Source organism: Bradyrhizobium sp. WYCCWR 12699 (genome assembly GCF_032144035.1).
Lineage (GTDB): Bacteria > Pseudomonadota > Alphaproteobacteria > Rhizobiales > Xanthobacteraceae > Bradyrhizobium.
This window is the reverse complement of sequence record NZ_JAVTJN010000030.1, coordinates 361,006-378,464: the sequence shown is the minus strand read 5'-3', so window position 1 is coordinate 378,464 and position 17,459 is coordinate 361,006. Positions and strand designations below refer to the sequence as shown.

The following is a 17,459-nucleotide window of genomic DNA, read 5'->3' as shown; positions in this document are numbered from 1 at the left end:
TGGTTGTTTTGCTTGGGCGCATTTTCAGGCGCGCCTGCGCAGTGTCAACCGCGGGGAAGTGCGCTCAGGGTTGCGTCGCCGCGTTGGCTTCCCGCTTCCGTTCCGTGAACGGCGACAGCACCACGGTCGCGACCATGAAGATCACCGACGCGCCGAACACCCAGTGCGGTGCGCCCTGGTCCATGATCCAGCCGAACAGCAGCGGCGAGACGATGCCGCCGAGATTGAAGCCGGTGGAGACGATGCCGAAGGCGCGGCCCGCTGCGCCCGGTGGCGCGGCGTTGCGCACCAGCATGTCGCGCGAGGGAGCGATCACGCCGGAGAGGAAGCCCGCGAGCGTCATCGCAGCGGTCAGGATCCAGCCGGGCAGCGTCACGAGCGCGATCAGCAGCACGATGGCCGCGTTGACGGCAAAGCAGGCCGCGGCGACGTAACCGTGGCGTTCGGTATGATCGGCGAGGAAGCCGCCGGCGAGCACGCCCGCGGCGCTGGCGCCGAGGAATGCCGTCAGCATGACGTTGGCCGCCGAATAGGACGTCCCGTAGCCGCTCATCAGCGCGACGACACCGAAATTGTTGATGCCGGCGACCGACAGGCTGAGCAGCATGAACAGCGCCGTCAGCGTGATCAGCGCCGGAGTGATGACGGCTTGCTTCGGCGCGTTCGCAGCGCCGGGCTTCTTCTTGCTGGCGCCGGCGTCGGGAATGTTCATGGTGAGCAGCAGCAGCGCCACCAGAATGCCGATCGCGCCGGACGCGATCAGCGCGCCGACGCCGCCGGACATTGTGACGAGGCCAGCCACGATCGCGGGCGCCACCGCGCCGCCGAGAAAGCCGGCAAAGGTGTGGATCGAGAAGGCGCGGCCCATCCGCGCCTCGTCCATGTGCTCGGCGAGGATCGCGTAATCCGCGGGGTGATAGACGCTGTTGGCGAGACCCAACAGCACGGCGCAGGCGATCAGCGAGACATAGCTGAGATGCAGGCCAAGCAGGATCAGCGCGCAGCCGCCAAGGGTCAGCCCGATCAGCAGGATCTTGCGCGCGCCAAAATGGTCGACGAGATAGCCGGTCGGCGCCTGCGTCAGCCCCGACACCACGGCGAACACGGTGAGCGCGAAGCCCAGCTCGATATAGCCGACGCCAAGCTGCGCTTTGAGGAACGGGAACAGCATCGGCAGGACCAGCAGATGGAAATGGCTGACCCAATGCGCGATCGAGATTCCCGTCAGCGTGCGCAGCGCGCTGTCCGCCTTGCCTTGCTGCGGTGCGGCGAGAACGTCGACCATTGCAGTTCCGTTTCACTCCCGATGGAGGCGGAAACTATCGGGGAGAGCGGTTATTTGTCCATGAACGCAGGCGCATGGCAGGTAGTGCGGGTGGCGACGACAGCGGAGTTTGAGGCCACCCCTCACAACGGTTCGTCGTCCACGCCGTAGCGATCGCGTTTGGGCGTTGCGATGTCGCCGTCCTCGTAATCGTCGTCATCGAGAGAAGGCGGGGGGAGCTTCCCCTTGTTGTCTGCCGGCTTCTTCCCGACGGTGTTCTTCTCGGCGATTTTGGGCGGCTCGCCCGGTTTGCAAATCTTGGTCATGGCTGGTCCCGGATGGTGATGCTGCACCCGATCCTACCCTGGAAATATGAGCGGTCCCTGACCTAGCGCAAGGACCGCGCGTGGCGATGGCCAAGCCCGTCAATGCACGAGCGGCCCGCCTGCCTTCTTCCAGGCATCCACGCCGCCGGCGATGTGCGCCGTGTTGGAGAGGCCGGCCGCCTTGGCGGCCGCCACCGCCATCGCCGAGCGCTCCCCAAAAGCACAGAAGAACACCACGCGGCGTCCCGTTGCGGCCGCGACCTCGCGCAGCATGCCGCCTGGTTTGAGGCTGTCCTCGACGGACGGATAGGGCGTGTGCAGCGCGCCTTCGAGCATGCCGTGCTTGGCACGCTCGTTGGCCTCGCGCAGATCGACCAGGAGGATGTCGGGCCGGCCGAGCGCACGGATCGCCTCGACGGCGCTGAGCGCGCGGCCTTCCTTCTCCAGCTCTTCCTGATGCAGGCCGACATGCATGTTGGCCGGCACCGCCACGTCCATCATCTTCGGATTGGGCAGCTTCAGATTGGCCATCAGCTCGATATATTCGTCGACCGAGCGCACCTGGAGGCGCGGGTTGTAGCGTTTCTCCTCGCCGATCGTGGAGACGGTGTCGCCCTTGTAGTCGTGCGCAGGGAATACCATCGTCTCATCAGGCAGCTTGAGCAGCCGGTTGAAGATTGAATCGTATTGTGCGCGCGACGAGCCGTTCTGGAAGTCGGTGCGACCGGTGCCGCGGATTAGCAGCGTATCGCCGGTGAAGACGCGGTCGCCCATCAGATACGAATAGGAATCGTCGGTGTGGCCGGGCGTGTACATCACGTCGAGCGACAGGCCCTCGATCGTCACCTTGTCGCCGTCGGCGACCCGCATCGCCACGACGTCGGCCTTGGTCTGGTCGCCCATCACCGTCATGCAATGGGTGCGGTCGCGCAGCTCGGCGAGGCCGGTGACGTGGTCGGCATGCAGATGGGTATCGACCGCCTTGACGAGCTTGAGGTCGAGCTCGCGCAGCAATTGGCAGTAGCGGTCGACCTTCTCCAGCACGGGATCGAGGATCAGCGCCTCGCCGCCGGGACGGCTGGCAAGGAGATAGCTGTAGGTGCCCGAAACGCTGTCGAAGAGCTGACGGAAGATCATAGCAGGAGGTCCGGCAGTGGAACTGATAGTCGAGGATTCTACTACAACAGGGGTCGGAGAGAGAAGTATTTTGCTGCGAGGCGAGCAAAATATGGAAGATTATTGTTGCGTGCTGTCGTCGCCCCCTAGTGCGCAATTGCGCACAGGGGCGGGCGATCCAATCGTCCAGAGGCCGAGATGGGATACGGAGGTGCTGCGGAGGACTGGATTCCCGCCTGCGCGGGGAATGACCCCGAATGGGGCGTTACACTGTGGGGACGGTCAGACAGCCCTACGGCCGCACCAGCGTGTACCCGTTCTCCGCCAGGAACAGGATCTGTCCGACGCCCACCTGCACCGGCGTCGCCGCGGGAATGAACTCCGGCCGCTTGCCTGTCTCGCGCTCGATCGTATCCACCGTGTTGAGACAGATGTCGAAGCGCACGCCTTGCGCGATCAGGCTTTCGACCTGCTTGCGACGCTCGTTGCCGGACAGCAGGAGCTCGATGCCGGGGCCGAACGCCACCACTTCGACCGCGATCTTGTCGGGGTCGTAGGCCTTCAGCAGGTTGTTGGCGACGCTCAGCACCAGCGCCTGCTTCCTGGCATCGCCGTCGGAGAGCTGCAGCACGATCCTGTGCTCGGCGAACGGCTTGTCCTGCAGCGGTACCTGTTGTGCCGAGGCCGGCGCGACGGCGGCGAAGGAGAGCAGCGCCAGCATCAGCGCGGAGAGGATCTGCGCGCGCCTCATCCCTGTCCCGTAATGCCTGGATTGTCTTCGACGCCCCTCAGCGTGACGCCGGAGCCGAGCCGTTCCGGAAACATCCGGCCCGAGCTCAGATATTTGCCGACGACGTCCCACACCGGAGCGCCTTGCCGGCCGGTGACCGAAGCCCAGCCCGCGACCTTGTAGCGGTGGCTGGCGCCGAGCGCCTTGCCGCTATTGAGCTTCAGCTCCGAGATGCGGCTGCCGATCGCGGCGTTCGGCGTGCAGGTGTAGCTGAGCCCGCCGGCGCGCACCATGTCGCCGCCCTGCTGGTAATAGGGATCGGTATTGAAGAGGTTGTCGCAGATGTCTTCCAGCACGTCCTTGATCTCTGCGCCCGTCATCTCCTGCACATAGGTCTCGGGATAGGTGATCGCCGTCTCCGCGAGCAGATCCTCCATGGTCAGAGCCTGGCCGGACAGCGCGGTGACGCCCCAGCGGAATCCCGGCGACAGCGCGATCTCGGTGTCGAGCTCGGCGCGCAGCGCGGTGCAGATCAGCTCGTCGACCGGTCCGGAGAAATTGCCGCGGCGATAGAGCAGGCGGTCCGGCGTTGCGATCTTCGCCGACCAGTCGGCCACATGCGGTGCGCGCAGCCGGCCGATCAGCTCAGCCATTGCCGGGTCGGGCTTCAGCAGCTCGGAATAAACCGGCAGCAGATGGTAGTGCACGTCGCTGACCTTGCCCTTGTCGATCGCGAGATCGAGCACGGCGAGGAATTTCCCGTTGGAGCCGGCATTGGTGACGAGCGTGGTGCCGCCGGCGTTCTTCACTGGCATAGGCTGCGGAACGGCATCATGGGTGTGGCCGCCGAGGATGACATCGATCCCGGTGACGCGGCTTGCGAGCTTGAGGTCGACATCCATGCCGTTGTGCGACAGCAGGATGACCGCATCGACCTTCGCGGTGCCGCGCAAGGCATCGACATGCTTCTGCAATTCCTCCTCGCGGATGCCGAAGGTCCAGTCCGGCGTGAACCGCTTGGGATGCGCGATCGGCACGTAAGGGAAGGCCTGACCGACGATCGCGACGCGGTGGCCACCGATCTCCCTGATCATGGATGGCTTGAACACGCGCCCACTGGCCTTGTCGAAGGCGGCGGCGTCGTTGAACGCGGCTTCCTCGGTCAGGAAAACGTTCTGCGCCAGGAACTCGCCCTTGAAGCGCTCGAGATTGTCGCGCAGCACCTGTTCGCCATAGGTGAATTCCCAATGCCCGGTCATCGCTTCGATGCCGAGCAGATTGGCGACCTCGACCATGTCGCGGCCCTGCATGACATTGGCAAGCCCGCTGCCCTGCCAGAGATCGCCGCCGTCGAGGAGCAGCGAGCGCTTCTCGCCGACATCCGCACGCAGGCGGTCGACCAATGTCTTCAGATGGGCAAATCCGCCGAGCTTGCCGAAGCGGCCTGCCGACTTCTCGAACTCGACGCAGGTGAAGGCGTAGGCATCTGCGCTGTCGGAACGGATGCCGAAACGGTCGAGAAAGGCGCGGCCGACCAGATGCGGCGGCCGTCCCGCCATCTCGCCGATGCCGATATTGATGCTGGGCTCGCGGAAATAGACCGGGTTGAGCTGCGCATGCGTGTCGGTGATGTGCAGGATCCGCGCATTGCCGAACCGCTCGAGGTCGTAGAGGCTCGCGGCCTCGGTGCCCCGCGCAAGCCGCGGCAGGCTGAGCGATGCGGCGGCAAGGCCGGCAGACTTCAGGAAATCGCGGCGGCGGATCGCCATCCAAAAATTCTCCGCGCCCTCAGTGATCGCAAGGCTGTTGCACCAGAGCGTTTTCGAGCGAAGTGGATACCGCTTCGCGTGAAGAAAACGCGTCAAAAAGCTCTAGCGAACAGTCTAGCGGATTTCCATCGCCTTCCAGGCTTCTTTTTCGGACGTCGCCTGGAAGATCGACGCCTTTGCCAGCGCCTCGGCCTCTTTGGCCGCGGCGGTGGCGCGGTCGAAATCGCCGCCATCCGCCGCTTTTTTGGCCGCGGCCAGCGCAGAGACGGTCACGGTCCACTGGTTGCGCAAGCCGGCAGCCTCCTTCGATGCGGCTTCGGCGGCGGTGTAGGCCGCCTTGTAGTCCGCTTCATTTGCCGCGCGCGCCGTGGCGGCGAGGCCGAACGCGAGCAGCATGGCCAAGGCAAGTGTCCGCTTCATGGCCGCGCTCCCGGGCCCGAAATCGGCAGGCCGTTGGCGACGTAGGACAGGAAATATTCGACGTCGCGATATTCATCCGCCTGCGGCGCCAGCGGAACCGCGCGAGTCTGGCTGTTGCAGGTGACGAAGCGGCGGCTGGTCGTGCCCATGCCGCTCCATTCGGAGCGGTAGATCGGCATTGCGTTCAGGATGCCGAGCGCCGGCGCCAGGATCTCGGCGCGGATGCGCTCGCCCGGGCTCTGCACATGGCAGCTCGCGCAGGAGAAATTCATCTGGCCGCGGCGGGTGTAGAAATAGCGCTTGCCGTTTTCGAAGGCTTCGAGCGCACGCGGATCATCGGGGATCTTGATGTCCATCAGCTTGCCGCGCGACGTGTAGGCCATGTACGCGGTCAGCGAGGCCATCTCGTCCTTGACGTAGGAGTAGGGCGCTTCCCCATTGGCTTCGCGGCAGCGGTTGAGCGCGAGCTCCAGCGTGACGACCTTGCCTTCCTTCGTGTCGAAATAGGGATAGTTCTGGCGGATGCCGACGCCGCCATTCGGGAAGCAGTCGGCATAGGTCTTGCCGTTCTTGAACGGCGTCGCGAACATCTCCTTGCCGGCATCGAGCGCGAACTCGTAAGGCGGGAATTCTTCCTTCTCCTGCCATTGCCGCTTCAGATCGGCGTTCATGGAATAGGGGCCGTTGACGAAGTCCTCGTGCTTCACATCAGGAAACTTCTGGAAGAAGAAGTTCTGGAACGCCTTGGCATCGGCGACGGGATCGACCTTGTCGGCCGCGACGACGCGCGGAGAGGTTAGGGCGAACGCGACGAGCGCGGCGCTGAGCGAGCCAAGCAGCAAGGAGGTGCGGGTTTTCATCACGCGATCTTCGCGGTGGTCGTATCCGACGCACCCTTGTTGTCGGTCCAGGAGATCTTGAGCTCGTCGCCCTTCTTGGCGCCCTTGAAGCTGAACTTCACATAGGGGTCCTTGGAGACCGCGGTGCCCCAATCGGCGACGAAGACGTCCTTGCCGTTACATTCGAATTTCAGCTGCTGGATGTAATGCGCGGGGATCAGTTCGCCGGCGGGATTTTTGACGAGGCCAGTATCCATGGGGTGCTGGATCAGCGCCTGCACCTCGGTGATGTCGCCGTTGGATGTTGCGCGCACGCGAATGCTTGATGCCATCGGACCGATCCTCCTAGCCGCCGCAGCCGCCGACGGTGACCTTCACTTCCTTGGTCGCGCTGTAGAGCTTGCCGTCAGCCTCTACGATGGCGACCAGTTTGGTGGTCTTGGCCATCTTCAATCGGTTGGCGACAGCAGGAATCGTACCCTCGGCGATCTTGTAGGACGCCGCGAGCGCGTATGGGTTCTCGGTTACGAAGAACGAGATCGAGCTCACCTTGTCGAGCGTCGTCGTCACCGAGACCGGCACCACGCCGCCATTCTCGGCGATCTCCGGCGCATCCAGCTTGACCTTGTCGGAGGGCTCGGCGGTCTTGCCATAGAGCGCCTTGATCGCGTCGGCCTCGTTCTTCTGCTTGAAGGCCTCTTCCGGATATTTGTCGTTGGCCGCGGCACGCGCGGGCGTCGCGAACGGCAGATTGCCGAGGCCGAGCAGTGCGACGGAGGCCGCGCCCTGAAGGATCAGGCGCCTCGTCGCAAGCGGGCCGGTGGTCGTGGTCATCTCAAATCTCCTGGGCAGCCGGCCGTTACAGGGTCTGCAGGAAATCAACGATCGCGCTGATCTCCTGTTCGGTCAAAATCCGGTTCCGGCCGAACGGCGGCATCATGGTTTGCGGATTGCGCTTGGTCTCGTCGAAGATGATCGCGGTGAGCTCGTTTCGATCGGGATACTTGGCCTTGAGGTCCTTCAGTTCCGGACCGATCGTTCCCGGCAGGTCGCCGCCCTTGATGACGTGGCAGGTCAGGCAATTGCCCTTGCCGCGGTCGAAGGCGAGCTTCTGGCCGTCGGCCACAGCGGATTGCGCCTGCGCCGGGGCCACGGAAGCGGCGGCGGCGAAGGCCAGCGCCACCAGGATGGCAGGCTTGCAAGGAATGGCGGTCAAGGCATCGTCCCGAGCGTTATGTCGATGATCTCGTTTGTGGAAATATAGGCGTTCCAAAGCACAAAGGGCACCGCCTGACAATCAAGACTATGCACGCAGCAAAATGGAGTTAATATCCTGCGCATTGCAACCGATGAGATAGTTCGTTCATCCTGCGGGTTGGCGCTAGCAAATTATTCTAGGGGCGTTTGGCCCTCAGGCCTTCGTTGTTGTTTCACATATTTTGGGGATCTCGCTTGGCTGAATATGTCGTCGAATTTGGCAGGGATGGTGGGCGGGTCGAGTCGGACGGGCGGCTCGATGCGCCGGCGTTCCATCGCAATCACGTGCCGATCTGGGCTGCGCTCGAAAAGCACCTCGCCGGGCTGACCGGCAACGTGGTCGAGCTCGGCAGCGGAACCGGCCAGCACGTGGTCCATTTCGCCCGCCACACGCCCGGCCTGGTCTGGTGGCCGAGCGACCTCAATCAGCGCCATCTCAGGAGCATCGAGGCCTGGCGCGTGTATGCGGGCCTGCCGAACATCCGCCCGCCCCTGCGCATCGATCTCACCGATCCCGACTGGTGCGTGGAGATGAAGAACGGGCAGGCACCGACGAGTCTTGCCGCCGTGTTCTGCGCCAATGTCATCCACATCGCGCCCTGGGCGGTGGCCGAGGGCCTGTTCGCCGGGGCCGGCCGCTATCTGCGTCCCGACGGCAAGCTGTTCCTCTACGGCCCCTTCAAGCGCGACGGCAAGCACACCGCGCTCAGCAATGCGGTGTTCGACACCTCCTTGCGTGAAGGCAATCCGGAATGGGGCGTCCGCGACGTCAGTGACGTCGAGGCGCTCGCGAAAGCGACAGGCCTCCGCCTGGTCGATTCCACCGACATGCCCGCGAACAATCTGACGCTGGTGTTTGCGCGCTAGCTACGAGGGAGGTGCGCTCCCTCACCAGCCGTGCCTCGCACGTCGACCTCTCCCGCAAGCGGGAGAGGTGCACCACCCGCGACGCTCGCGTTTACGCATCAAGCGGCCGTCAGCCCTCACCATCCCTCCACCCGATTTTCTCCTTTAAAAACCGGAACCCCAGCACCTCGAATCCCGCACGCTCCTTGTTGTCCTTGCCGTAGCCGTGACCGCCGGCGGCCGGCTCGTAGAACCAGGCCTCGTAGCCCATCGCCTGCAGCTTCGCCGCCATCTTGCGCGCGTGGCCGGGATGGACGCGGTCGTCGCGCCGCGTGGTGGCGATCAGGATCGGCGGATAGGGTTGGCCGGCCTTCACGTTGTGATAGGCCGAGTAGGTCTTCAGCCACTCCCATTCTTCGGGCTTGTCGGGGTCGCCATATTCCGCGATCCAGCTCGCGCCCGCCAGCAGCTTGGTGTAGCGGCGCATGTCGATCAGCGGGATGGTGCAGAACAGCGCGCCGAAGCGCTCGGGATAGCGCACCAGCATGTTGGTGATGAGGATGCCGCCGTTCGAGCCGCCTTGGGCTGCGATGCGCTTCGGCTGCGTCACGCCGCGGCGGACGAGATCGGCGGCGACCGCGGCGAAATCGTCGTGCGAGAGCTTCTTGCCGGCGAGCCGGCCGGCGTCGTGCCAGCGCGTGCCGAACTCGCCGCCGCCGCGCAAATTCGCCTGCACCGTCGTACCGCCGCGCTCCAGCCACAGCTTGCCGAGCGAGGAATTGTAATACGGCTTCACCGCGAGTGCGAAGCCGCCATAGGCGCTCATATAGACCGGCGCATCGCCGGTCTCGTTGGCCGGGCCGGTCTGCACATAGGGGATCCGTTCGCCGTCGATCGATATTGCTTCGTGCTGCGTCACCACGAGCCCGTCGGCGGTGAAGGTCTTCGGCGCCTGCTTCAGCACGGTCGGGCTGGCGACACCGCGTTCGAGCAGCAGCAGCGAGGGCGGCGTGAGCGGATCCTGCACATTGGCGAGCAGATCGCCGTTGCTCTCGCTGGGATGACGATCGAGCGCCCAGACGTCGACGACGCCGATCTCGGGCAGGCCAGGAAGCGTCTCGCGGCGCCAGCCGGCGGCCGACGGCGTGCAGATCTCGAAGTGCGGGCGCAGCTCGTCGAGGATCGACAGCACGAGCTTGCCCGCCGCCCAGAACAGACCCTGCAGAGCGCGCCGCGGCGCCGGCTCGAACAGCACCGCGAAATCGCGGCTGCCGGCAAGGAACGCCGAGAGCGAGATGCCGAGCACGGTGTCGGTAGCGTAGGTCCGTCCCTCGACCTGCCAGTCCTTGCGCAGCTTGATCGCGAACCAGTCGCCATGGGCCTGCATCCAGACGCCGGTCGGCAGATCGAGCTTCGTCATGCTGCCGGCCGCATCGCGTAGCCAGATCGCGCCATTGAAAAAGTCGATCTGGTCGACGATCCACACGCGCGGCTCAGGCCCGGTGTCGTCAGTGCTGCCATAGATCACCATGTGGTCGGCGGTGGTCTCGATGATCACCTCGGCCTGATCGACAGGCTGGCCGCGCCGCCACAGCCGCACGGTCCGCGCATAACCCGAGCTCGTCGCCATGCCCTCGCCAAGGGCGCTCGACAGCAGCAGCGTATCGGCATCGAGCCAATCGACGCCGCCCTTGGCCTCCGGCAGCGCAAAGCCGTTCGTCACAAAGCTCTTCGTCCCGAGGTCGAATTCCCGCAATGTCACCGCGTCGCTGCCGCCGCGCGACAGGCTCAGAATCGCCCGCGAGCTTCCCGGCCTCGTGGCGATGCCGCTCAGCAGCCAGTCCTCGCCCTCGCTCGCTGCGAGCTTGTCGATGTCCAGCATGGTCTCCCATGCAGGAGTTGCCTTACGAAACTCCGCAAGCGTCGTCCGCCGCCACAGACCGCGCGGATTGACGGCGTCCTTCCAGAGATTGTGCAGATCATTGCCGCGCCGGGTGACATAGGGAATGTTGTCAGGCCGATCGTAGATCGCCGCGAGCACATCGCGGTCGTGCTCGTAGGCTTTGCCGCCGAACGCCTGCAGCGTCAGCTCGTTCTGCCGCTCGACGAAATCGAGCGCCTGCTTGCCCTCGATCTCCTCCAGCCACAGGAAGGGATCGTCGTCGGGAGCGTTGAGCGTGGGCCTGTCGTCGACGGTCATGAGCGAAACTCCTGGAAGTCGCGGAGAATAGGATTTGATCGAGCGCAAGCCGTCAAGCGCGCGGGGCCGCTATCATCCAGCCGATTGCGCCACAGGCATGGCCTGCGCCCGTTTGCGCCGGTTGCCCGCCGACTCGCGTCCCTCCATAGTGCCCGGGAATCAACCAAGCCCGTTGGGCGGAACAGCCGATGCTTGACGTGACTTCAACCCACGAGATTGCCGACGACGCCCGCGCGCGCGCCAATGTGGTGCGCCTGGCCGCCGCACAGGCGTTGACCGGCGCCAACTCGGCCGTGATCTTCGCCACCGGCTCGATCGTCGGCGCGACGCTGGCACCTGACATGTCGCTCGCGACCGTGCCGCTGTCGATGTACGTGCTGGGACTCGCAGCAGGCACGCTGCCGACCGGCGCGATCTCGCGCCGTTTCGGCCGCCGCGTGGCCTTCGTCATCGGCACGGGCCTCGGCGCGCTGACCGGGCTGCTCGGCTCGTTCGCGATCCTGCACGGCTCGTTCGCGCTGTTCTGCCTCGCGACCTTCCTCGGCGGCCTCTACGGCTCCGTCGCACAATCCTATCGCTTCGCCGCCGCCGACGGCGCCAGCGCGGCCTACCGGCCCAAGGCGGTGTCCTGGGTGATGGCGGGTGGCGTATTCGCCGGCGTGCTCGGTCCGCAGCTCGTGCAATGGACCATGGATGTCTGGCAGCCTTATCTGTTCGCCTTCAGCTTCCTGGTGCAGGCCGCTGTGGCGCTTGTCGCGATGGGCATCGTCGCCGGCGTCGATATCCCGAAGCCCGCGCCGGCCGATCTGCATGGCGGCCGGCCATTGCTCACCATCGTGACCCAGCCCCGCTTCATCGCCGCGGCGCTGTGCGGCGTCATCTCCTATCCCATGATGAACCTGGTGATGACCTCGGCGCCGCTCGCCATGAAGATGTGCGGCCTGTCCGTGTCCGATTCCAATTTCGGCATTCAATGGCACATCGTCGCCATGTACGGGCCGAGCTTCTTCACGGGCACGCTGATCGCCCGCTTCGGCGCGCCGAAGGTCGTGGCCGCCGGCCTGCTGCTGGAAGCCGGTGCTGCCGGCATCGGACTCTCCGGCCTCACGGCGATGCATTTCTGGGCGACGCTGGTCGTGCTGGGCGTGGGCTGGAATTTCTCCTTCATCGGCGCCTCCGCGCTGGTGCTGGAGACCCACCGCGCGCAGGAGCGCAACAAGGTGCAGGCCTTCAACGACTTCCTGGTGTTCGGCATGATGGCGATCGGCTCATTCTCCTCCGGGCAGCTGCTCGCCAGCTACGGCTGGTCGGCGGTGAACCTGGTGGTGTTCCCGCCGGTGATTCTCGGTCTCGTCGTGCTCTCGCTGGTCTCCTGGGCCCGCCGCCGCAGGGCGCGGCTGGAGACCGCGATGGGCGAGTTCCCGGACGCGGTGTGAGCTGGCAGGAGGTTGTCAGCAGCGTTGACAGTTCGATCGCCGTCGAAGTGATTTTCGGACGCTCGGTTGTTACGTGATGCTTGTCATGAACAGCGAGCGCGAAAGCACGGCGCTCGCGGGGGAATGAAAGACCGGCGCAAATGCTCGACAATCCCCACACCGCCGCGCCCATCGACGAATCCTCCCTCCGTTACGAAGGCTGGCGCATCGTCGCGGTCTGCTTCCTGCTCGCGACCTTCGGCTGGGGGCTCGGTTTCTACGGCCAGAGCGTCTATGTCGCCGAGCTGCAGCGCGCGCGGGGCTGGCCGACCACGCTGATCTCCTCCGGTACGACGTTCTTCTATCTGTTCGGCGCGCTGCTCGTCGTCTTCGTCGGCGAAGCCGTGCGAAAATATGGTCCGCGCCTCAGCCTGGTCGCCGGCACGCTGGCGATGGCGGCAGCGAGCGTCGCGATCGGCGCGGTGCGCGAGCCGTGGCAGCTTTATCTCGCCGATGCCGTGCTCGCCTTCGGCTGGGCCGGCACAAGCCTCGCCATGATCACCAACACGATCAGCCTGTGGTTCGACCGCAAGCGCGGCATGGCGATCAGCCTCGCGCTCAACGGCGCCAGCTTCGGCGGCATCGTCGGCGTGCCGCTGCTGGTCACCCTGATCGGTCATGTCGGCTTCGCCAGCGCGATGTACGCCGCGGCCGGCGCCATGCTGGTGCTGCTGCTGCCGGTGATCCTGCTCGTCGTCGGCCGGCCGCCCGCGTCCCACGGCCGGCACGCGGCGACGAAGACGAAGGTGCAATCATCGGCGCAGATCCGCGCCTGGGCGCTGCGTGACGTCGGCTTCCTCTCGGTGACAATTGCATTCGCGCTCGTGCTGTTCGCGCAGGTCGGCTTCATCGTGCACCTGATCTCGTTCCTCGATCCCGTGATCGGCCGCGAGCGCGCCGCGGTGGCGGTCGCGGTGCTGACCGCGATGGCGGTGGTCGGCCGCGTGCTGTTCTCGCTGGTGATCGACCGTCTCAACCAGCGCCTCGCCTCGGCGCTGTCGTTCCTCAGCCAGGCCGCGGCGCTTCTGGTCGTCATCAACCTGCACAATGATTACGTGCTGATCGCGGCCTGCGCATTGTTCGGCTTCTCGGTCGGCAATCTCATCACGCTGCCGTCGCTGATCGTGCAACAGGAGTTCGACAGCGCCGCGTTCGGCGTGCTGATCAGCCTGAACACCGCGATCAACCAGGTGACGTATGCGTTCGGCCCCGGCGTGGTCGGCGCCTTGCGCGACTGGTCAGGCGGCTATGCTCTGCCGTTCTATCTCTGCATCGCGCTGGAGCTGGCGGCCGCCGCGCTGATCATGTTGCGAGGAAAACAGGTCCAGTAGGGCGGATTAGCGAAAGCGTAATCCGCCAACTTCGTTCCGCATGTGCTGAAGCGCGGCGGATTACGCTCCGCTAATCCGCCCTACGGCATCAGGCCTCCCGCGCCGCCAACAACGCTTCCACGTCCAGCCGCTTGGTGAACATCGCAAGCTTGCCGTCCGCTCCGAACGGCCATTGCTCCCTCGGCTTGTCCCAATACAGCTCGACGCCGTTCTCATCCGGATCTCGCAAATACAGCGCCTCGCTGACGCCGTGGTCGCTGGCGCCGTCCAGCGCGATGCCGGCCGCGAGCACCCGGTGCAGCGCATCGGCCAGCGCTGGCCGCGTCGGATAGAGGATCGCGGTGTGATAGAGCCCGGTCGTTCCCGGCGGCGGCGGCGAGCCGCCCTTGCTCTCCCAGGTGTTGAGCCCGATGTGGTGGTGATAGCCGCCGGCCGAGATGAAGGCCGCACCGGATCCCATCTTCTGCATCAGCTCGAAGCCGAGCACGCCGCAATAGAAGCCGAGCGCACGATCGAGATCGGCGACCTTGAGGTGAACGTGGCCGATCCTGGTGCCGGCGACGACGGCTGGGCTTTGCGACATGTGAATGCTCCGTTGATGCACTCCACATAGGGTGGACCTCGGGACACTGCTATTGGCCTATCCTGAAACCCAGCGTTTCCTGATGCGCAATTGCGCATCAGGATAGGCAATCAAGCCAGCTCTTTCACCTCGCCCTCGGGCAGCTCGAACTCGAAGGTGTTCAGCGTCATCGACACCATCGTGTAATAGCCGCACAGGCCGATCACCTCGACCACGCCGCGCTCGCCGAGCAGCTTCACCGCTTCATCATAGAGGCCCTTCTCGACGCCGTGACCCTCGTGCAGCGACTTCGCGAGGTCGTAGATCATCTTCCCCTTGGGGTCGTCGAACTCCGGCGTGCGGCGATCGCGGATGGCGTCGATGATGGCAGGGTCCATGCCGCCCGCGAGCGCGAGGCGCTTATGGGCGTACCATTCGTAATGCGCGGTCCAGTGCCGCGCCGTCACCAGGATTGCGATCTCCGAGAGTTTTGCCGGAAAGATCGTGTCGTAGCGCAAGACCTCGCCGAGCCGCGTGGCGTGGCGGGCCATGTCGGGACTGTTCAGCCAGGCCATCATCGGCGCCGGCGGCTTGCCGCGTTTGCCGGCAATCGACTCGTCATAGGTCTGGCGCTGGCTCTCGTTCATTTCGCCAGGCGAAAGAAGTTTCAGGCGCATCGTCGTTTCCTCTTTGTTTTCAAGCACCGTCTTGGCCGCGACTATAGCGGAATGCGGGCGCGCGGAAGTGGTTGAATTCCGCAGGAGCTTGGCCCAGAGTCGTGCCCAACAAGTCGATTTGATTGATGGAAACGACCATGAGTGACACTGACTCCACCGAGCTCGAAACATTCCGCAGCGAGACGCGCGCCTGGCTGGAGGCCAATTGCCCGCCGGAGATGCGCAAGCCCGCGACCTCGGATGCCGACGTGTTCTGGGGCGGGCGCAACGCAAAATTCTCCTCCGAGCCGCAGCGCATCTGGTTCGAGCGCATGCGCGACAAGGGCTGGACCGTGCCTGATTGGCCGAAGGAGTATGGCGGCGGCGGCTTGAGCGCGGCCGAGCACAAGGTGCTGCGCGCCGAGATGGCGAAAATCGGCGCGCGTCCGCCGCTGTCGAGCTTCGGCATTTGGATGCTCGGGCCGGCGCTCTTGAAATACGGCAATGAGGCCCAGAAGAAGGAGCATCTGCCGAAGATCGCGGCCGGCGAAATCCGCTGGTGCCAAGGCTATTCCGAGCCGAATGCCGGCTCCGATCTGGCTTCGCTGCAGACCCGCGCCGAGAGCGACGGCGACGATTTCGTCATCACGGGCTCGAAGATCTGGACCTCCTACGCCAATTACGCCGACTGGATCTTCTGCCTCGTCCGCACCGATCCCACGGCGAAGAAGCACGACGGCATCAGCTTCATCCTGTTCGACATGACCTCGAAGGGCGTGACGACCAAGCCGATCCTTCTCATTTCCGGCTACTCACCGTTCTGCGAGACCTTCTTCGACGGCGTCCGCGTGCCGAAGTCGCATGTGGTCGGCACCGTCAACCGCGGCTGGGACGTCGCCAAATATCTGCTGCAGCACGAGCGCGCGATGATCTCAGGGATGGGCGAGCGCGGCGTCGGCCGTCCGCTCGGCCAGATCGCGGCGGACTCCGTCGGCACCGATACGCAGGGCAAGCTCGACGATGCCATGCTGCGCGGGAAGATCGCCACCTTCGACGTCGATGAAGCCGCACTCGCGGCCTGCGCCGAGCGCGCGGTCGATCTCGCCAAGGCCGGGCAGGCGCATCCGGCGTTCTCCTCGGCGATGAAATATTACGGCACTGAGCTCAACAAGCGCCGCTACGAGATCCTGATGTCGGCCGGCGGCGTCGATGCGCTGGAATGGGAGAGCGAGCGCTCCAGGCAGGGCGCTCGTCCGCGCGCCTGGCTGCGCACCAAGGCCAACTCGATCGAGGGCGGCACGACGGAGGTGATGCTCGGCATCGTCGCCAAGCGCATCCTGGATTTGCCGGGGGCGTGAGCCTTTCCGTCGCTCCGGGGCAGTCCGAAGGATCGACCCCCGGAACCTCGAGATTCCGGGTTCGATGCTGCGCATCGCCCCGGAATGACATCAACAATATGCGTCACGCGATATTAGAGACTTAAGCACCATGGCCCTCGTCCTCACCGAAGAACAATCGATGCTCCGCGATAGCGCGCGCGGGCTGATCAGCGACAAGGCGCCGGTGTCGCACCTGCGGCATCTGCGCGACAGCAAGGACCCCACCGGCTTCTCCAAGGAGCTCTGGCATTCCTTCGCCGAGATGGGCTTTGCGGGCTTGCTGGTGCCGGAAGAATTCGGCGGCAGCGGCCTCGGCGTCATGGAAGCCGGAATCGTGATGGAGGAGATCGGCCGCACCTTGATGCCGTCGCCCTTCCTCGCGACCTCGGTGGTCGCGGCCTCGGCGCTGACCCGCGGCGGCAGTGCCACGCAGAAATCGGAATATTTGCCGAAGATTTCGAACGGCTCGCTGCTCGCCACGCTCGCGATCGACGAGGGCGCCAAGCATCGTCCGCTGCAGACCAGCCTGCAGGCCGTGCGCGCCGGCAACGGTTTTAAACTTTCCGGCGCCAAGGCGCTGGTGGTCGACGGCCACGTCGCCGATCTCCTGATCGTCGCCGCGCGCACGTCCGGCGCTGCCGGCGAGCGGGACGGCCTGACGCTGTTCCTGGTCAACCCCAAGGCCAAGGGCGTTGCGGTCGAGCGTACCATCATGGTCGACGCGCACAATGCGGCGCGGATCGAGCTTTCCAATGTCGAGGTCACCGCCGACAGCGTGCTCGGCGAAGTCGATCAGGCGGCCGGCCTGCTCGAAGGCGTGCTCGACATCGGCCGCGGCGCGGTCGCCGCCGAGATGGTCGGGCTCAGCGAGGAGGTCTTCAACCGCACCGTCGAGTACCTCAAGAACAGGAAGCAGTTCGGCAAGCTGATCGGCGAATTCCAGGCGCTGCAGCACCGCGCCGCCGAGCTCTATGTCGACATCGAGATCACCCGCGCCGCCACCATGAAGGCGCTGCAAGCGCTGGACGCCGATGTCGCGAAGGCGGCCTCAGCCGTCGCGGTCGCCAAGGCGAAGGCCGGCACCACCGCCACGCGCGCGGTGCAGGAAGGCGTGCAGATGCACGGCGGCATGGGCATGACCGACCAGTTCGACATCGGCTTCTTCATGAAGCGGGCCAGGGTCTGCGAGGAGCTGTTCGGCGATGCCAATTACCACACCGAGCAGCTGGCACGGGCGCGGGGGTATTGATCGGGAACCTGTAGCCCGGATGGAGCGAAGCGAAATCCGG

The 17,459-nt window shown here is 65.1% G+C and carries 18 protein-coding genes; 5 read left to right on the top strand and 13 right to left on the bottom strand.

Going from position 1 to position 17,459, the window contains the following annotated elements; genetic code table 11:
• Positions 1–64: 64 nt before the first annotated feature.
• The 10 genes from RPS27_RS12640 to soxX all read right to left on the bottom strand — a co-directional run bounded on the left by RPS27_RS12640 (position 65) and on the right by soxX (position 7,671).
• Positions 65–1,285: an MFS transporter gene (locus tag RPS27_RS12640; RefSeq protein ID WP_212065020.1), complete on the bottom strand. Its 1,221-nt coding sequence runs from the start codon at positions 1,283–1,285 to the stop codon at positions 65–67.
• Between the two features lie 122 nt (positions 1,286–1,407).
• Positions 1,408–1,590 (bottom strand): hypothetical protein, encoded by a 183-nt coding sequence (locus RPS27_RS12635; protein WP_212065021.1) that lies wholly within the window; start codon positions 1,588–1,590, stop codon positions 1,408–1,410.
• Between the two features lie 99 nt (positions 1,591–1,689).
• Positions 1,690–2,727 (bottom strand): MBL fold metallo-hydrolase, encoded by a 1,038-nt coding sequence (locus tag RPS27_RS12630; protein WP_211415485.1) that lies wholly within the window; start codon positions 2,725–2,727, stop codon positions 1,690–1,692.
• 271 nt (positions 2,728–2,998) lie between these two features.
• Entirely contained in the window at positions 2,999–3,457 is a 459-nt protein-coding gene (locus RPS27_RS12625; RefSeq protein ID WP_259218026.1) for a hypothetical protein, read from the bottom strand.
• Positions 3,454–5,205, bottom strand: a complete 1,752-nt coding sequence (soxB, locus tag RPS27_RS12620; RefSeq protein WP_212065023.1) for a thiosulfohydrolase SoxB — start codon at positions 5,203–5,205, stop codon at positions 3,454–3,456. The genes RPS27_RS12625 and soxB overlap by 4 nt, the downstream gene beginning before the upstream one ends.
• A gap of 114 nt (positions 5,206–5,319) precedes the next feature.
• Positions 5,320–5,625, bottom strand: a complete 306-nt coding sequence (locus RPS27_RS12615) for a hypothetical protein (RefSeq protein ID WP_212065024.1) — start codon at positions 5,623–5,625, stop codon at positions 5,320–5,322.
• Positions 5,622–6,485 (bottom strand): sulfur oxidation c-type cytochrome SoxA, encoded by an 864-nt coding sequence (gene soxA / locus RPS27_RS12610; RefSeq protein WP_212065025.1) that lies wholly within the window; start codon positions 6,483–6,485, stop codon positions 5,622–5,624. Before soxA ends, RPS27_RS12615 begins: the two co-directional genes overlap by 4 nt.
• The gene (gene soxZ, locus RPS27_RS12605) at positions 6,485–6,796 is read right to left on the bottom strand and encodes a thiosulfate oxidation carrier complex protein SoxZ (protein ID WP_194404948.1); all 312 of its coding nucleotides are present in this window, start codon (positions 6,794–6,796) and stop codon (positions 6,485–6,487) included. The genes soxA and soxZ overlap by 1 nt, the downstream gene beginning before the upstream one ends.
• Positions 6,797–6,809: 13 nt before the next feature.
• Positions 6,810–7,298, bottom strand: a complete 489-nt coding sequence (gene soxY, locus RPS27_RS12600; RefSeq protein ID WP_212065026.1) for a thiosulfate oxidation carrier protein SoxY — start codon at positions 7,296–7,298, stop codon at positions 6,810–6,812.
• 25 nt (positions 7,299–7,323) lie between these two features.
• Positions 7,324–7,671, bottom strand: a complete 348-nt coding sequence (gene soxX / locus RPS27_RS12595; protein ID WP_371746372.1) for a sulfur oxidation c-type cytochrome SoxX — start codon at positions 7,669–7,671, stop codon at positions 7,324–7,326.
• A gap of 245 nt (positions 7,672–7,916) precedes the next feature.
• Here soxX and RPS27_RS12590 point away from each other — a divergent pair, with 245 nt between their 5' ends.
• On the top strand, positions 7,917–8,588 hold the full coding sequence (locus tag RPS27_RS12590) for a DUF938 domain-containing protein (protein ID WP_212065027.1): 672 nt from the start codon (positions 7,917–7,919) through the stop codon (positions 8,586–8,588).
• Between the two features lie 109 nt (positions 8,589–8,697).
• Here RPS27_RS12590 and RPS27_RS12585 read toward each other — a convergent pair whose 3' ends face one another.
• Positions 8,698–10,767 (bottom strand): prolyl oligopeptidase family protein, encoded by a 2,070-nt coding sequence (locus RPS27_RS12585; RefSeq protein ID WP_212065028.1) that lies wholly within the window; start codon positions 10,765–10,767, stop codon positions 8,698–8,700.
• A 188-nt stretch (positions 10,768–10,955) separates the two neighbouring features.
• On the opposite strand from RPS27_RS12585, the gene RPS27_RS12580 reads away from it, so the two are divergent.
• Both RPS27_RS12580 and RPS27_RS12575 read left to right on the top strand, forming a co-directional pair.
• On the top strand, positions 10,956–12,203 hold the full coding sequence (locus RPS27_RS12580) for an MFS transporter (RefSeq protein WP_212065029.1): 1,248 nt from the start codon (positions 10,956–10,958) through the stop codon (positions 12,201–12,203).
• Positions 12,204–12,343: 140 nt separating this feature from the next.
• Entirely contained in the window at positions 12,344–13,573 is a 1,230-nt protein-coding gene (locus RPS27_RS12575; protein ID WP_212065030.1) for an MFS transporter, read from the top strand.
• Positions 13,574–13,661: 88 nt separating this feature from the next.
• Here RPS27_RS12575 and RPS27_RS12570 read toward each other — a convergent pair whose 3' ends face one another.
• Positions 13,662–14,156, bottom strand: coding sequence for a VOC family protein (locus RPS27_RS12570; RefSeq protein ID WP_212065031.1), 495 nt, complete (start codon positions 14,154–14,156; stop codon positions 13,662–13,664).
• A gap of 110 nt (positions 14,157–14,266) precedes the next feature.
• Positions 14,267–14,812, bottom strand: coding sequence for a carboxymuconolactone decarboxylase family protein (locus tag RPS27_RS12565; protein ID WP_212065032.1), 546 nt, complete (start codon positions 14,810–14,812; stop codon positions 14,267–14,269).
• Between the two features lie 137 nt (positions 14,813–14,949).
• On the opposite strand from RPS27_RS12565, the gene RPS27_RS12560 reads away from it, so the two are divergent.
• Both RPS27_RS12560 and RPS27_RS12555 read left to right on the top strand, forming a co-directional pair.
• Positions 14,950–16,149, top strand: a complete 1,200-nt coding sequence (locus RPS27_RS12560; protein ID WP_211415497.1) for an acyl-CoA dehydrogenase family protein — start codon at positions 14,950–14,952, stop codon at positions 16,147–16,149.
• A gap of 130 nt (positions 16,150–16,279) precedes the next feature.
• A complete protein-coding gene (locus RPS27_RS12555) occupies positions 16,280–17,419 on the top strand; it encodes an acyl-CoA dehydrogenase family protein (RefSeq protein WP_212065033.1) in 1,140 nt (379 codons plus the stop codon).
• The last annotated feature ends 40 nt before the right edge of the window (positions 17,420–17,459 follow it).

Coding starts and splice junctions, on each gene's coding strand:
- RPS27_RS12640 (WP_212065020.1), bottom strand. CDS start 1,285: ATGGTCGACGTTCTCGCCGCACCGCAGCAAGGCAAGGCGGACAGCGCG.
- RPS27_RS12635 (WP_212065021.1), bottom strand. CDS start 1,590: ATGACCAAGATTTGCAAACCGGGCGAGCCGCCCAAAATCGCCGAGAAG.
- RPS27_RS12630 (WP_211415485.1), bottom strand. CDS start 2,727: ATGATCTTCCGTCAGCTCTTCGACAGCGTTTCGGGCACCTACAGCTAT.
- RPS27_RS12625 (WP_259218026.1), bottom strand. CDS start 3,457: ATGAGGCGCGCGCAGATCCTCTCCGCGCTGATGCTGGCGCTGCTCTCC.
- soxB (WP_212065023.1), bottom strand. CDS start 5,205: ATGGCGATCCGCCGCCGCGATTTCCTGAAGTCTGCCGGCCTTGCCGCC.
- RPS27_RS12615 (WP_212065024.1), bottom strand. CDS start 5,625: ATGAAGCGGACACTTGCCTTGGCCATGCTGCTCGCGTTCGGCCTCGCC.
- soxA (WP_212065025.1), bottom strand. CDS start 6,485: ATGAAAACCCGCACCTCCTTGCTGCTTGGCTCGCTCAGCGCCGCGCTC.
- soxZ (WP_194404948.1), bottom strand. CDS start 6,796: ATGGCATCAAGCATTCGCGTGCGCGCAACATCCAACGGCGACATCACC.
- soxY (WP_212065026.1), bottom strand. CDS start 7,298: ATGACCACGACCACCGGCCCGCTTGCGACGAGGCGCCTGATCCTTCAG.
- RPS27_RS12585 (WP_212065028.1), bottom strand. CDS start 10,767: ATGACCGTCGACGACAGGCCCACGCTCAACGCTCCCGACGACGATCCC.
- RPS27_RS12580 (WP_212065029.1), top strand. CDS start 10,956: ATGCTTGACGTGACTTCAACCCACGAGATTGCCGACGACGCCCGCGCG.
- RPS27_RS12575 (WP_212065030.1), top strand. CDS start 12,344: ATGCTCGACAATCCCCACACCGCCGCGCCCATCGACGAATCCTCCCTC.
- RPS27_RS12570 (WP_212065031.1), bottom strand. CDS start 14,156: ATGTCGCAAAGCCCAGCCGTCGTCGCCGGCACCAGGATCGGCCACGTT.
- RPS27_RS12565 (WP_212065032.1), bottom strand. CDS start 14,812: ATGCGCCTGAAACTTCTTTCGCCTGGCGAAATGAACGAGAGCCAGCGC.
- RPS27_RS12560 (WP_211415497.1), top strand. CDS start 14,950: ATGAGTGACACTGACTCCACCGAGCTCGAAACATTCCGCAGCGAGACG.
- RPS27_RS12555 (WP_212065033.1), top strand. CDS start 16,280: ATGGCCCTCGTCCTCACCGAAGAACAATCGATGCTCCGCGATAGCGCG.